This window comes from Acidicapsa acidisoli (assembly GCF_025685625.1).
Lineage (GTDB): Bacteria > Acidobacteriota > Terriglobia > Terriglobales > Acidobacteriaceae > Acidicapsa > Acidicapsa acidisoli.
In genome coordinates this window covers 776,028-792,264 of record NZ_JAGSYI010000002.1, presented here as the reverse complement: position 1 = coordinate 792,264, position 16,237 = coordinate 776,028, and the positions used below count along the sequence as shown (strand labels likewise).

Sequence of the window (16,237 nt, the reverse complement as noted above, 5' to 3'; positions counted from 1 at the left end):
GGTTGCTTTCCATCTAACTTCTTCCTTCGTTTTTTATGCGAACGGGACGCTTTTCGTCCATTTCAAGCCCTGAATTGAGCGGGGCAATATTTTCAAACTCTGGTTGCGTTTCAATGTAGGTCTTTAGCTTTGTTGCTTGGAGAATCGGTATGAATCCTCAAAAGTGGTTTCGCCTCTCTGGAAGTATTGCCTCGGCTATAGTGCTTCTGCTGGTTTCGAATGCCTGTCTGATGACCGGCATCTCCGCGCAATCCGCCGAGTCAGGGACTGCTGGTTCGTCGATAAGCGGGACTGCGCCCGTTCCGTTCGTCATTGCGCCCTCGCTGGCTCTCTCCGGATCGCCGACGAACGTAGCCACAGGCGATCTGAATCAGGACGGCAAGCTTGACCTGGTCACAACCGATTCCATCACTGGCAAGGTCACGGTTTTTCTAGGGGCAGGGAATGGCAAGTTCGCTTCCGGCGTGGACTACACGACGGGCTCGCACCCAGGCGCTGTTGTTGTGGCCGATCTCGACGCCAGCGGACAGCCGGAGGTAGTTGTCGGGGATGAGTCGAAGGGAACGATCAGTATCCTGACGAGTAACGGCACTGGGACATTGCTGCCGAAGCAAACTCTCGCCCTCGGTTTCGATCCGGCCTTTTTTGCCGCCGGAGATTTCAATGGAGACGGTCGGACGGATCTTGTAGTAACCAGTAGGACAGGTGGATCGTTGGCGGTCTTGCTCAACGACGGCAAGGGAAACCTGCAAAAGCCGATTCTCACGTCCTTAATTAAGACGCCGACAGCAATCACAGTCGCCGACTTCAATAACGACGACCATACTGACATAGCCCTCGCGAATGCGGATGGAACTGTCACCATTCTGCTGGGAACGGGCAGCGGCGGTTTTCGTGCTCTTGCCGATGTGCCTGTTGGTTCCGGCTCACTGTCGTCCATCGTCTCGGGGGACTTCAACCGCGATGGCAATCTCGATCTCGCAGTTACAGAGCCAGGAGCCAAGACGCTCTCCGTCCTTCTTGGCAAAGGCAATGGGAGCTTTGCGTCGCCGGCTAAATACCCTGTTGGCACCGGCCCCATCTTTACGATTGCGGCCGATGTGGATGGTGACGGAATCCCCGATCTTGTTGCGGTCAACAGCGGCAGCAATACGTTCAGCGTATTCAGCGGCAACGGTGACGGAACATTTAAGACTTCGGTTGACTTTGTGGTCGGGAACAGTCCGCTGGCCGCAGTATCTGGTGACTTCGATGGGGACGGCCACCTGGATCTGGCCGTAATCAACTCGTTATCTCAATCGGTCAGTATTGCGCTTGGCAACGGCGATGGCACCTTCAAAGCCGCGCGATCGTATCCCTCCGGCATGCAGCCACGCGCTGTGACATCTGCCGATCTCAACGGCGATAAACTGCCGGACCTCGTCGTGACCAACTATTGTGGATCAGACTCAACCTGCAGTTCGGGTGGTTCGGTTACTGTCTTCCTCGCCAATAAGGACGGCAGTTATCAGCCCTCGGATACATATCCAGTCGGCTTTGGCCCCGTTTCAGTCGCGCTTGTGGATGTGAACGGAGATAAGATCCCGGATATCGTTGCGCTCAACCGTCAGGACAAGACCGTCGCGGTTTTGATAGGCAAGGGAGAGGGGAGTTTTGAACAACCCTTCACGGCCTCAGTAACCAGTGCTCCGATCGCCGTCGGCGTCGGTGACTTTAACAATGACGGCAAGCCGGACCTCGCCGTGCTTGAGGATTGCGGAAGCGCAAAGTGTACAGAAGCGGGAAGTGTTGAGATTCTGTTAGGACAGGGCGGCGGAAGCTTCAGCAATTCCGCTATATATCCCGTGGGCTACTCGCCGGTATCGCTTGCCGTTGGCGATCTGAACAACGATAAGAGCCTTGATATTGTTGTCGCCAATGGCTGCGGCATCGACGTATCCTGCAAATCCTCCGGTACAGCCAGCGTGCTTCTCGGAAGCCAAACGGGCAAGTTCAAGGCGGCAGCAGACGTCCCGGCTGGGAATAACCCATCTTCCATTGCATTGGAAGATCTGAGCGGACAGGGTACGCTCGATTTGCTCGTCTCCAGTTCTTCTGCTAACACAGTGGCCGTCCTCAGAGGCAAAGGCGACGGCAGTTTCCAGAATTCAGTCCCATATGCGGTCGGCAACGCGCCGGGTTCGATGGTCATCGCTGATTTCAACGGAGATGGCAAACTGGACGTGGCCGTCGCGAATACTCAGGACTCCACCGTAAGCGTCTTGTACGGAAAAGGAGACGGTACACTGGCTGCTTCCTTCGCCATGCCAGTCGGCACAGGCCCTGAAGCGCTCGCCGCTGTTACTTCCACCAACTCAAGCCGCGCCAGCTTGGCAACCGCCAATGGCAATACCGGATCTGCCACACTGGGCAAGGACGTTACTGTACTCGCAAATGTGATGCCAGAGACGCCAACCTCAGGCGTTACTGTCTCGCTGGTTGTCACACCACCCACAACCCTGGCGGTCAACCAGGCCTTCGTTCTTCAGGCTACCGTCAGCCCTGTTGGCAGTCCCGCAGGTACGGTCAGCTTTTACAGCGCCAATAACGGCGGCGTAGCCACGCTCATTCCCGACTGCTCGGCCACCACGGCGCTGAATTCAGGTGGAGTGGCCAGCTGCACGACATCGTCCTTCCTTACAGGAACCGATTCGATCACCGCCGTCTACAGTGGTGACACCACGAATCCAGGTAACACGCCCTCCAACGCAGTGAGCGAAACGGTGAACCCTGAGAGCGCCTCTTTGAGTGTCGGATCATCCTCTGGCACGATCAACGTCGACCAATCGGTCACGTTCACTGCCACCCTTAGCGCCGGCTCAAATCCCTTGACTCCAATCGCGCCTACCGGGACAGTGAGCTTCACCGTCAATAACGTCGCCATTGCCGGCTGCACATCTGTCGCCAGGAATAGTGGAGGCACCTGGACCTGCACCACCAGCAGTCTGGCCGGTTCTGCAACTGCGGAGTCGGTCGGGGTCGCCTACGCAGGTGACAGCAACTACAGCGTTACTGCGGTAAGCTTCAGTCAGACAGTCAATGCGTTGCCTGCGACTCTCGGACTGACCTCCTCCGCCGTCGCTCCGACCGTAGACCAGGCGGTGACATTCACCGCCAACCTCAGCGCAGCGACCTTGACGCCTGTGCTTCCGTCAGGAACGGTGAGCTTCACCATAAACAAAGTGCCAAGCACGGATTGCCCACCACAGACAATCAAGCTCGTGAGTTCCTCGTGGACCGCAAGCTGCACGACCTCTTCTCTGGTGGCTCCCGCCGATGTGATCGGCGCCATTTACAACGGCGATTCAAGCTACACCGTAAGTACCCAGCCAACACTGGCGCAAACGGTAAACAAGGCCCTACCGCAGGTGACGGTGGCTTCCTCACTGCCAACTTCCTCGGTCAACCAGACAGTGGTGTTCACAGCAACTGTTCAACTTTCAGACAACGCAAATCCGAAAGTTACCCCGAGCGGCACAATTACCTTCATGCAGGGCTCTACGACTCTATGTTCAGCGGTTTCTCTCAGTACAACAAGTCCATATATTGCCACCTGCAGCTACGCATTCAGTCAGGCCATTCCTTCGCCTGGAGCTTCTGTCAGCGCGACCTATAGCGGAGATTCGAACTTCCAGGCCGGGTCGGCGGCAACAGCAACCCAGATTGTCAGTCCCACAAACACCAGGACCACGCTGAGCTCGTCACCGGCTACCTCAAGTGTCAATGGAACGGTAGTATTCACAGCTACGATCACACCTGCCATCACCGGTACCGCATCACCCCAGACAGGAACAGTTGTATATACCGATACCACTACTTCCCCAGCCACAGTGCTCTGCACCAATACGGTGACCGGAGGCGTAGTGCCTACATGCAGCTATGCCTTCACGTCTGCCGGAACGCACATAATCACGGCCATATTCAACTCCACGGACGCGAATTTCAATTCCAGTCCAGTCTCCGCTGGCTATGCGCAATCCGTTCTTGCTGCTGGCACCACCATCAGCCTCACCTCGTTGCCAACCTCATCGGCCGTGAATCAGTCCGTGACCTTTTCTTCTGTCGTCACGTCCGCTAGTGCTGGAGCCGCCTTCCCACAAGGCATGGTGACGTACACGGATACTTTCACCACACCAAGCACTCTTCTGTGCACGGTTACCCTGACGGGCACAGGCAATGTTCCGTCTTGCACGGCAACGCTGCCGACTGCGGGCACTCACACCATCGTTGCTGCCTTCACTCCCTCAAATTTGAATTTCCAGTCCGCTAGATCGAGTGTGTTGAATCAGGTCGTGAACGCCGGTACGACGGCAGTCGCACTGACAACTTCGCCTTCGACCTCAACAGTGAACCAGCTTGTGACTCTAACGGCTACGATCACGCCAACGCCTTCCGGAGCGACCAATCCAACTGGAAAGGTAACCTTCAGCTATGTTCAGGGCGGCTCCACGGTAGTCCTGTGCTCGACAGCCCAGACAGTGAAGACGACAGCCGGAATAACCTCTGCCACGTGCATCGCTCCATTCACTGCGGCTAACACTTACACAGTCACAGCGACCTATGTCAGCGGAGATTTGAATTTCACTGCGGGAACTCCAGTGACTGCGACGCAAAAGGTAACGGGCACTAGCACAACCGTAGCTATATCGACGCTCACGCCCGCACCATCTGCCGTCAATCAGTCCGTCAGCTTTACCGCAGTCGTCACGCCGTCTGTCACAGACAGCGGTCTGACGCTGCCGACGGGTACAGTCACGTTCTCTGACACCACTTCCGGCAAACCCATTTTGCTCTGCACCTCGACGATCGCCTCGAACGGCACCGTTCCCGCCTGTTCCGCGCCTTTTGCCACAGAAGGAATGCGCAGTGTAACGGCTGTGTACAGTGGAGATACCAACTTCACGGGTAACACCTCGGCTGCGGTAACTCAGAACGTGCAGCCGTCGGGCACCACAACCATGCTGATATCATCGCCTGCATCCTCGACCGTCAATCAGACGGTGATATTTACGGCGACGTTAGGTGAGGCATTCCCCGGCTCCGTATTGCCCAAGGCGGGAACGGTCGTTTTCACCGATACCTCCACAACTCCGGCAACTACCTTATGCTCTAATCCGATCTCGGGGACGGCTACCGTGCCCACCTGCTCTTTCGCCTTCACTTCGTCGGGCGCGCATATCATTACCGCAGCCTTTACATCCGCTGATACAAATTTCAGTTCAAGCACCTCCGCCAACTACACGCAGACGATCACCGCCGCAGCCACCTCGGTCGTAGTTACTTCCGGCCTGGCGCCTTCGACGGTCAATCAGCCGGTCACCTTCTCGGCCACGGTGACAGCTTCCACGTCTGGTTCAGCGATTCCTCAGGGCGCCGTCACTTACACCGACACCCTCAACAAGACCGTGCTCTGCTCGTCGCTCGCACTCGCGAGCGGCGTCGCGCCCTCCTGCACCGCCGCCCTCCCAACTGCCGGGACTCACACAATCGTCGTTACATTCGCACCCTCGAATTCGAATTTCCAGCCGGCAACCTCCAACGCACTGAACCAGATCGTCAATCCGACTGCCACCACCGCAGCCGTTACTGCTTCGCCTTCCACGTCGACCGTGGATCAACCTGTAACACTCACAGCAACGATCTCACCAGCGCTCGCCGGGACGACTAATCCAACCGGCAAGGTTACCTTCAGTTACGTTCAAGCTGGAACCACTATCATCCTCTGCTCCACACCGCAAACCGTGAAAACTGTTGGGTCGACCACTTCAGCCGTATGCACTGCGCCATTCCCGGCAGCAAGCACCTACACGGTCACGGCTCTTTATACGAGCGGCGATAGTAATTTCGTCGGGTCAACTGCGGCGCCTGTGGCTCAAACCGTGAATGCGTCGGGCACATCTGTAACGGTCTCAGCGCCCACCCCGAGCCCGTCCTCGGTGAATCAATCGATAAGCTTTACCGCGGTTATTGCCCCCACTGCCGTTACCGACGCCGGTTTAACGCTGCCAACCGGTTCCGTAACATTCTCCGATTCGGTCTCGGGCACTCTTTGCACGTCGGTTTTAGCCGCTGACGGAAGTGTTCCCCCATGCAAAGCCACTCTTGGAACAGCCGGCCCGCACGGTATCTCCGCCACCTATAGTGGAGACGCCAACTTTACAACGAGCTCTTCCACTACTCCTTTCAGCCAAACGGTGAACAAGACCGCGACCTCGATCAGCGTGGCCTCATCCACGTTGGTCACCGTAGTTACGCAGGCCGTCACCTACACCGCGACCGTCACGCCAGCATTTGCGGGGACTGCTCCGACCGGCCCAGTCACTTTTTCCCTGACGCAGGGAGGTGCTTCGTACAGTTGCATCGCGACTGCGGCTCTGCCCCCAGGAGGAGCGGCTCCATATACGGAGTCCTGCACTATCAGCTACCCGAATACAGTGAGCGGTACCGTGGCAGTCACAGCCACGTATGCAGGGGACGCGAACTTCGGCGGCAGCACCAGCTCCCCCATCACGCAAACAGTGCAGAACTTCTCGTCCTCGATCACGCCTGGCCAGATCACCCTCACACAGGGCTCGTCCACAACCGCGAACACGAACCTCACAGATCCGTTCAGTCCGACCGCGATTAACCTGACCTCCACGGCCTTGAACGGCTTCAGCGATCCGGTCGCGGTCATCGCCTGCAATGTAGCGCCGGACGCGTCCGGCAACGCGATTCAGGGCTTGAGCTGCGCACCTCAACCGTCCCCGACGCCAGCAACAGGCGTAGTCGTGATAACCGCTACCTCTGCGGCTCCGATTGGTACATACGCGGTCCAACTGACAATCGGCGATGCAAGGGTACCGACGCTGACTCATATAGTGGCGGTCTCTGTGAGTGTTATTAACCTGGCGACTCAGGCGACCACACCCATCGTTGGTACAGATACGGCAACGTTCAACCTTGCGTCGCCCTTGCCAAGCGGCGCGTCACTGTCTATCGGCAGCATCAGCATCGTCAACAGCAATGGAACTTATACTGTCATTCCCATGACCGAGATAGGTATTCAGACTTCTGCGATTACTCCGGTCTCGGGAAGTCCGAACTCCTACAGCTTTACCGTCACGGCGGGCACGGCGGCCGCAGCACAGGTGGCCACTTCACGGACAGTCTTTGCGGCAGCTGCGATGGGTGTCCCGTTACTGTTCGCATTGAGTCTGTTGCCGGGGGCAAGAAGGCGACGGAAGACCTGGTTGCGCTACCTCGGAATGGTGTTGCTCGCGATCGCCGCAATGCACGGCGTAGGCTGCAGCAGCGGGGGGTTCACCCGCGCGTCTTCAACGGTGGGAGTGGTCGGCTCCTATGTCATTCAGATTGAAAGCACTCAAAACGGAAATACAACAACCGTGGCGGTGGTTCCGCTGTTGATCGAGCAGTAAGCAAAGCCTGGCAGCGCAGTTTCGCTGCTCTAGGTAAGGATTGAAGTGTGTTCTGGAGCGGATTAACGTGGTCCAACGGCAAAGTCGAGGATCGCAAACTGAGTGAGGATATGACGATGACAAAGAGCAAGTTAATGGTTCTCTTACTTTGGTGCGCGGGATGCATGAGTGCGCAGGCGCAGGTCAACTGCAGCGCCACCGGGAAACTCCCACTGGTTTGCTTGATTCCATTCACCACCAACGCAAGTGTCGGCAATGCGGGCTTGACGGGCGTTGCGACGGCAGCGGCAATCGACGGTTCCATCGGCGCTCAGTTGAGCCAGTTGCCGCTTGCCGTCTCGGCTCCTGGAACAGCGGTGCTCGTCGTGAAGGGCAATCCGGAGGTGTTTGATAATCTCGGCCCAATTCTTGTTGACCGTCCGGACTCCGTCGGTCGCGGGAACCTTGTCTTCGGCTTCAACTTTCAGCAGTTCACCTTCAATCACTTGGACGGCATCAACCTGGCATCGGTGCCGTTCGCATATTTCGCGTCTGGAAACGGCTCGAATCAGTACATCGAACAGCAGCAGCACATCAGCTTCAAATACAACCAATACGTAGCTTTGGCCACATATGGGCTACCAAAGAACACAGACATCACCGTCATTGTTCCCTACGCACGAGTTTCGATCGGCGCGGGAGCGATCAGCGCGACCGCTTACAACCTGAACACGCAGGGCCAGATCGTCTCCACCAACGGAATTGGAAACACCTATGTTCCTGGCTTCGCAAATGGCATCGGCGATGTGGCCATCAATGTAAAGCACGTTCTGTGGAGTGGCGGGGACGGTGGGCGTGGCTCGCTCGCAGCCGGCGGCGTGCTTCGCCTGCCAACCGGAGACGCCCTGAACTATCTTGGCTCGGGCGCCTACGGCGTGAATCTTTATGCCCTCACGTCCTACAAGTGGCGCGTATCCCCTCATGCCAAGATTGCCTACCAATGGAACACCAACTCGGTACTGCTGAATCCCAGTGGCACTGGTCCGAACCGGCAATTACCGGGAGGAGTTCAATTCGTCGGGGGCGCGGACTACGGAGTCAACCGTCACCTGACGATCTCCGGTGATGTGATTTCCACTCAGTCTGCGAACGCGAATTCGATTGCCACAGGAACAGTATCCTTGGATTACGCCACGCCGCCAACTCCCAGTACCACCTCGGCAACGCTGACTACCGTCAACACGTTTCAGGATACGTACACGACCGCAAACTTCAGCGGCGGCCTTAAGTGGAAGCCGTTCCGAAAGATGAAGCTGATTCTCTACGGAAATGTCCTGTTGCAATTGAACAACGTAGGTCTGCGCCCGGATCCTTCGCCTTCCGGCGGCATCTCCTACAGCTTCAAAACAAGGTAGACCTTCTCTGGGGCGCGAAAGTAGAGCAGCGTGCTCTTTTGAATCACGCTGCTTCCTATGCCTTTGATGGTTTATATAAGATTACGGAATTCAGGGCCTTGCGGCGGACATACTTTACCGATAACTTCTCAGCATCCAATCACGGCAACTTATCTTTCATTACCCAACGGTTACCCTGCTTCACAAAATACAGGGTCTTGGGCTGTGCCTTCAGCCAAACGCCCTTTTGGAACTGTACCAGCTCGTTGCACTTCCACTCGGCGCTTCCACCGGAAATTGTTGGTGTTCCCGAGCATTTTTCCGTAATCTGCGCATAGTCGAAGTTATGGAAAAGGTCGTCGAGCTGCTTGCCACGCTGCTTGCCTATATCCAGCCATTCCGTTTGCAGCTTGGCGACGCTGCGGCCGTCAAATGCCGCCTCAAACCGTTCGAGGGCTTCCTGGATTGCCTGTGTATCCGCCGCGCTGGTATCCACAGGCTTCGGCTGAACGGCTTGTTCCTGCGGTACCGGCTGCAACTGGGCAAAGACGGTCTGGGTTTGTCCTGCTGTGACGGAGAACCGCTCCTGCATCGCCTGGTACTTGTCCAAAGAGATGTCAATCGAGTGCGGACCGGGCTGCAGACCATCCAACGCAAACCTGCCCGAGCCATCCGCAGCGCCTTTGCGTTGACCATCGATAGAGACCGTCGCGCCAGCAGTCGTCTGGATCGCAAGTCCACCCGTTGTTGGAGCTTGCGGTATCGGAGTCAGTTGAACGTTGAGCGATTGGGTCTGGCCGCCGATAACGTTGACTTGGCGCCCTTGAACCGGCTGGTACTTGTCCGAAGCAATATCCACCACATGCTGGCCTGCGGGCAGGCTATCGAACAGATAATTGCCCGAACCGTCGGCTGTCGCTTTGTGCTGTCCATCGACAACGATCTGTGCGCCCGGAACGGTCTGAATCGCGAGTTTGCCGGCTAACACCCCCGGTGGGGTATTCTGAACCGGCTTCGGAGGCGCAGGCGGCTTTAGCGTGAAGGTATCCGCGATATTCTGACCCGCCGCGATCTGGATCGTATGTTCCTGGGAGTCTGAATCATCCGGGTTCGAATACCGAATCTTATGCGAGCCTTCTTCCAGAATCAGGTGCGCGCCTGCGCGCATCAAGCCTCTGTTCTTCCCATCGACCGCGACTTTGAACTCCGGCAGGTTTCCCGCTGGCGAGAAGGTTCCCGCCTTCGCCGCGACCGGCTGTTTGGTCAGCGAGACATAATCCTGCACCGTCTCTCCCGCGCCGACCTGGATCTTGTCGGTAAAGGGATCGAAGCCATCCTTGGAAACGTCCAGCACATGGGACCCGGGTTGCACTTGGACCATCAACTCACCGTTGGCATCGGCAGGCTGCGGCTTGCCCCCGTCAATCGAAACCAGTGCGCCGGGAGGAGCTTTCGCGATTCGAATATGCGCCTCAGTCGGACCAACCGGCTGGGGTGCTGGCTGGCTCTTCCACCAGAAGAAACCACCAGCGCCCGCAAGCACCACGCACGCGCCAGCCACACCCAGAATGAGAGGAGTGCGCGATTTTGCAGCCGGCGCATCGCTGATCGCTCCGATGAACTCGGCGCCAGCCGACGTAGCCGAGGCCGGCTGTTGAAGAGCCTTTTTGGCCGCCTGCGCAATTCGTTTCCAGTCCGCTTGCTTGGCAGCGTCTGCGAACTCCATCATTGCGCTCGCAGATTTCAATGCCGTCAGCGCCCCATCCGCATCGCTCTTGAGCAAGGCCGCCCGCGCTGCCTCGATTGATTTGCCGACAATCTCCGTAGCGTAAGCAGCGCGCGCGGCCTCAACCTGCTGAATCTCCCGCGTCAACTCCGCGGAGTCACCATACGCATGCACCACCGCTTGCAGTGCTTCGAGCGCTGCGGGGAACTCGTGGCGTTGCGTCGCTTGTCGCGCAACCGTGATCGCTTGATTCGTAACCTGTCTGTGATCGCGCTCGGCTGTCACGGCCGTCAGCAGTTCCTGCACCCGCGGACTCTTCGGCGCTAGCGCAAGGTGCTCCTGAAGCACCTGAACAGCCTCGTCAAGCTCGCCGTTCTCCCGCAACAGGGTAACGCGCTTTTGCAATACTTCGAGCTTGCGCGCAACGGAGGCCTGTTGCTCTCGGACCTCTTCTAGAAGGCGCGTCAGCGTTGCGTCGCCCGAATCTCGAATCGCAGGTTCGAGCACGCGAATGGCATCCTCCAGTCGTTCGTCTCGAATGAGAGAACGGACCTCGGCTGTTGTCCGCTCCACCAGCATGCGGCGTTGCTTTCCTGCCAGTTCGTTCCGCGCAAAGGTAAGCAGGTCGCCCACATCGGCCTGATTGCCGGACTCCAGCTGATACGTCTCCAGAACCAGGATCGCCTTTTCGAACTCCCGCTCCGAAATCAGATCCCGGGCCTTGCGCAGAGTATCCGCCAGCAGTTGTTCGACGCGATGTGATTCGTACTCCTGTCGCAGCGTCCGTTCGTAAGAGACGAGCCGCTCTTCGCCGGGCATCTGCTCGATCGCCTTTTGCAGACCAGAGAGCGCCTCGAGGGGATTCGTAGGGAAGAGTTCCCTGGCGGAACCAATGGCGCCATCCACGATTTGCTTGGCGTTGAATTTGCGCGCCGCTGTATCGACCTCGACCTTGAGCCGGTGCAGGGAAGTCTCCGCCGGCAGCTTGTCGATGGCGCGATTGAGCAGGTCGGCTGCCTGCTCGTAGTTGTCCGAGCGCAAAAACTCGTTGATTCGCCTGTGAATCTCTTCCAGAAGCTGGCGGCGTTCTTCCGACTCCCTGACCTTGGTCAGTTCTCTGCGCAACTCGTCAATCTTCGGGTGAGAGGGGTCGATACCCTCCGCTTCTTTCAGAAGCTGTTCGGCAACCGGAAAATGCTGCACCGCAATCTCACGACGTGCCGATTCGATCAGCGCCAGAACTTTGCCTTGGAGCGCCTCCGTCTCCAGTTGCTTGACCAGCGCGCCGCGCACTCCGATCAGCTTGGTATTCTCAGGATCCTGTTGGATTGCCTTCTCGGTGATCCGCAGCGCCGCTGTAAGATCGCCGCGATCCTTGGCCGCTGCGGCCTCGGTCAGCGCGGCAACGCTCAGCTCGTAGCGGCGCTTCTTCTCTTCGACCACCTGAATCTTCTCTGCCAGCTCCGGGAAGGTCGCGTCCAACTTCTGCGCTTCTTTGAGCAGCGCCAGTGCCTCCGGATAGTTCTCGGCGGCAAGCGCTTCCTCTGCGCGCGCAATGATCTCCCGCAAGCGTTCTGCGCGCCTTTGCCGCTCCTGGTGCTCCCGGACAAACCGGCGCAGCTTTCGAGCCTGCGTGTTGGCCGGGTCAAGCTTCAACGCTTCATCGAGCAGTTCCAAGGCTGGCGCGAAGCGACTCTCAATGTTGAGCCGCTCGGCATCATCAACCAACTGGAAGACGCGAGTCTTTTTCAGATCTTCGATGACATCGTGCAGTGCGTCCGCAAAGTCCTCAGCCGTTGGGAAGCGGTCTTCCGGATCCTTCGCTAGCGCCTGATCCATAATCCCGTCCAGCGCCGGCGGGTAATCGCGGATGTGGGAACTCAGCGAGGTGTGCGCCTCATTCACGATCCGGTAAGAGGCAGTGGCCTCGCCGCCGCCGAAGGGCAAATTCCCGGTCAGAAGCAGATACAGCATGACGCCGGCGGAAAAGATATCCACGCGGCCGTCGATCGCTTCGCCCTTGAATCGCTCTGGCGCAATATAGTGGAGCGAACCGATGATCTGGCTGGTCTGCGTAAGGCCGGAGGTCTGCTCCAGGTTTTGAATCTTGGCGATACCGAAGTCAATGATTTTCGCCACGCCATTCGGCTGCACAATGACGTTCGCAGGCTTGATATCCCGGTGGATGATGCCTTTCTGATGGGCATGGCCGAGACCCGAGCAGACCTGCTCAATGATGCTCAGCTTCGTGATCAGTTCCAGCGGCTTATTCGACGCGATGAGCTTGTCGAGCGGGTCCCCTTCGACAAACTCCATGGCGATAAACGGCAATCCATCCTGCATCCCCATTTCGTATACGACGGGAATGTTGGGATGGCTGAGAGTCGACGCTCGCGCTTCCAGTTTGAAGCGGGCCAACCCATCCTCCATCGCAGATTTGAATGGCCTCTTGATTGCGACTCGGCGTCCGAGGTCATCCTGTGCGAGAAGAACTTCGCCCATGCCCCCGCGTCCGAGCACCCTTATGACCTGGTACTTGCCAATCATCCCTGCGGAGGTTGCATCCATCGTCTCGGCCTGGCTTTCGTCAAAGCAATAAAAGCACTGGGTTCAGCCGCGATCCAGCCTCGGATCAGTCTCAAATCGACCCAGTGTCAAAAGATACTGCAAACAAAAAGAAATATCCTAGAGTGCACGAATGTACACCTCCACACGTTACCACGCCATTGGCGCAGGAGCCAATAGAGCAAATTGCAACTTCCGTGTCACCACTGCGGCGTCAAGGCGCTCGAAACGGCATGCTATGCAATGCTGCCGATAAGAAGCATGACGCGAAGTTCGTGAGTTTGTTTCGCCAATGTCTGACTGGTAGAGACTCTAGGAGCGTATGACCCCGAATATCAGGTCTTGTTGCGGCTGAATGAAGAGGTCTTACTCTGCGCGAAGCCGAAACGCTGAGTAATCCCGGTTCAATGCGGCGCAGAGTGCTTCCACGACAAGCTCATGATCTTCGCGCTGTGGCAGCCCGGAGACGGTCACGCTGCCCACCACTCCCGTTCCGGCGACGGCGAGCGGGAACGAACCTCCATGAGCCACATAGTCTGCAATCGGCAGTCCGTACTTTTCGAGCAGCGTCTCATTCTTGATCTTCAGGCTCAAGCCAATCGCATAGGAAGAGCGGTGCAAACGCGCCACCAGATTGCTCTTGCGGCGTACCCATTCCGCATTGTCCGGCGTCGTGCCTTCGAGCGCTACGTAGAACAACTGCTGGCCGAAACGCCGGACATCGATCACCACCGACATTCCACGCTCTTTCGCCATAGTTCTAAGGCTGCTTCCCAGTTCCCATGCCACCTGCATGTCCAGTCGCGGCAACTGCAACGCATTTTCCTGCATTGCTACCTGCTCCAAGTCCTCGCTCAACCCCATTCCACCGAACCTCCTCGCATCCCAGTTATCATAGCCGCCCTGAGTCAATATCGATCTAAAGATCCGTCGAGGCTATGCGCGCCGCCATGCGAGGTTTTCATCTATCCCGGAAGCGGTATCCGATGTAGCTGTCCGTCAGCAGATATTCGGGGTTCGCCGGATCTGTCTCCAGTTTCTTGCGCAGAGTGCTCATCAGCACGCGCAAGTACTCGCGATTCTCGCTGCATTCTTCCCCCCAAACGGCAGTCAGCAGCTTGACATGCGGAAGCGGCTTTCCGGCGTTCTCCATCAACAACTGCAGCACACTGAACTCCCTCGGCGTCAGATGCACCGCAGTATCTCCCTTGGTGACTTTGCGGCGGACAGGATCGAGCGTAATCAGCCCAACCTCGATCAGCGTCTCCGTGCTCATCTCCGGCGCACGAAAGCGGCGAATCGCGGAACGAATGCGTGCCGTCAGTTCGCGCATCTGAAAAGGCTTGGTGATGTAGTCATCCGCGCCTGTCTCGAGCGCCAACACTTTATCGTCCTCGCTGTCTCGCACTGTCAGCATCAGAATCGGCAGGCGCGGGTAAGCGCGTCGAATAGCGCGGCAGGTTTCAATGCCTCCCATGCCCGGCATGTTGAGGTCCAGTAGCACCACCTCATAATCCACCATGCGCAGACGCATCAGGGCTTCTTCGCCGGTACCCGCTTCGCCCACATCAAAGCCCAATGCGGTAAGCGTTGTGCGCAAGGTACGGCGCAGCGAAACATCATCCTCAACGACAAGAACCGTGCCCTGAGCCTCGCTCATCGCACCTCCCGATGAATGTGTGGCAAACCCATATAAAACGTAGTTCCGCTGTGCACATCGCTTTCCATCCAGACGTGGCCTAGATGAGCTTCCACGATCTGTTTCGCGACGGTCAAACCGATGCCCGTCCCCGGCGCACGATAACGCGAGTCCGGGGAACGGTAGAAGCGCTGAAAGATCTTTTCCCCTTCTTCCGGAAAGATGTACGAACCCCGGTTATGAACACTGAACACCGTCTCCGAGTCCGTAACCGCCGCGCACAATCGAATCGGCGATGCCGGCTCGGCATATTTAGACGCGTTATCGAGGAACTGCGACAGCGCCATCTGCAACAGCCTGGGGTCGGCCCAAACCGAGCAGCCTTTATCCGGTGCTTCAATTTTCAATGGATGACCCTTCAGCCCGTGCGCAAATTGTGACCAGTCCGTGTGGAGGAATGTCTCGACGAGTATGCGCTCTTTGTTGACCTTGAGCTGCTTGTCTTCCAGTCTTGCGGTCTGCAACGCCTGGGTCGTCAAATCCGTGAGATGCTGCGTCTCTGTTTGAATCGCAGCAACGAGCTCCTCTTCGACCGCAGATAACCTCCCGATTTCGACAAGACCGGAGCTAGCTGCCTGAATTGTGGCAAGCGGTGTTTTGAATGCATGCGCCAGCCCGTCCAGAACAGCGGAACGAAGCTGCTCGCTCTGTCGTGACGCCTCGGCGCTGCTCTCTGCCAGAAACGCGCGCTCCCGCTCCATAGCGATGGCGGCCAGGGAAGCAATCGCGTCCGCGCTTCGCCCATCGATCCTGTTATTCGGACCGCTCACTAGGCAGAGAGTCCCGAGCCTTCGTGATCTGAGCGAGAGCGGGCGAAGGAGCTTGCCCGATTTGTGATCGTCCTGCGGGCTTTCGCGCAGATGGGCCGCTCTCATCTCGTCTTCCGTGATGCCCTGCGTTCCCGCCGCATCCAGCTTCGCACTCTGAGCGTTCCAGATTGCTACGGTTGCAGCATCGAAGACATCGGCAATCAGTAGTGCGAGCTGCGGGCCGACCGGTTCTCCCCGATCGATAAAAAGCAGCTCCTTGCTCATCGCGTAAAGCCGGGCGGCGCTGGCCTGATGCTCCGCTGTCTCCAAAGCCTGTCTCCGCAACCGGGCCGCCAGGCGGCTGATGAACAATACAACCGTCTCAAAGGCCGCCAGGGCAAACAGGTCCTGCGGGTCCGACATGTAAAAGTTGAGCAGAGGCTGAGTAAAGAAATAATCCAGACAGGAAACCGCAAGGATCGATGCGATCGTCGCTTCAACAAAGCCCCACAGAAATGCAATCGGCAAAACGAGAAGGAGGTATAGGAATCCCGCAATGAAGGCCTTCGCATGCAGGATATAGGCGATCCACGTGATCGCCGCGATCATACACGTAGACGCCAGGATTCGTAATAGCCGCTTTACTGCGAGTGCGGAAACCATGGCTT

6 protein-coding genes are annotated in these 16,237 nt (G+C 57.6%); 2 read left to right on the top strand and 4 right to left on the bottom strand.

The annotated features are described in order from the left end of the window. Nucleotides 1-149: 149 nt before the first annotated feature. Both OHL23_RS13295 and OHL23_RS13290 read left to right on the top strand, forming a co-directional pair. Complete coding sequence (locus tag OHL23_RS13295) at nucleotides 150-7,457, top strand: Ig-like domain repeat protein (RefSeq protein ID WP_263352368.1); 7,308 nt, start codon at nucleotides 150-152, stop codon at nucleotides 7,455-7,457. 116 nt (nucleotides 7,458-7,573) lie between these two features. Then, nucleotides 7,574-8,851, top strand: a complete 1,278-nt coding sequence (locus OHL23_RS13290) for a hypothetical protein (protein ID WP_263352367.1) — start codon at nucleotides 7,574-7,576, stop codon at nucleotides 8,849-8,851. Between the two features lie 139 nt (nucleotides 8,852-8,990). On the opposite strand, the gene OHL23_RS13285 is transcribed toward OHL23_RS13290, so the two are convergent. The 4 genes from OHL23_RS13285 to OHL23_RS13270 form a co-directional block, all read right to left on the bottom strand. Continuing rightward, complete coding sequence (locus OHL23_RS13285; protein WP_263352366.1) at nucleotides 8,991-13,124, bottom strand: protein kinase domain-containing protein; 4,134 nt, start codon at nucleotides 13,122-13,124, stop codon at nucleotides 8,991-8,993. 363 nt (nucleotides 13,125-13,487) lie between these two features. Beyond that, nucleotides 13,488-13,985 (bottom strand): heme-degrading domain-containing protein, encoded by a 498-nt coding sequence (locus OHL23_RS13280; RefSeq protein WP_263352365.1) that lies wholly within the window; start codon nucleotides 13,983-13,985, stop codon nucleotides 13,488-13,490. 97 nt (nucleotides 13,986-14,082) lie between these two features. Next, nucleotides 14,083-14,781, bottom strand: coding sequence for a response regulator transcription factor (locus OHL23_RS13275; protein WP_263352364.1), 699 nt, complete (start codon nucleotides 14,779-14,781; stop codon nucleotides 14,083-14,085). Then, nucleotides 14,778-16,232, bottom strand: a complete 1,455-nt coding sequence (locus OHL23_RS13270) for an ATP-binding protein (protein WP_263352363.1) — start codon at nucleotides 16,230-16,232, stop codon at nucleotides 14,778-14,780. Before OHL23_RS13270 ends, OHL23_RS13275 begins: the two co-directional genes overlap by 4 nt. Nucleotides 16,233-16,237 lie beyond the last annotated feature (5 nt).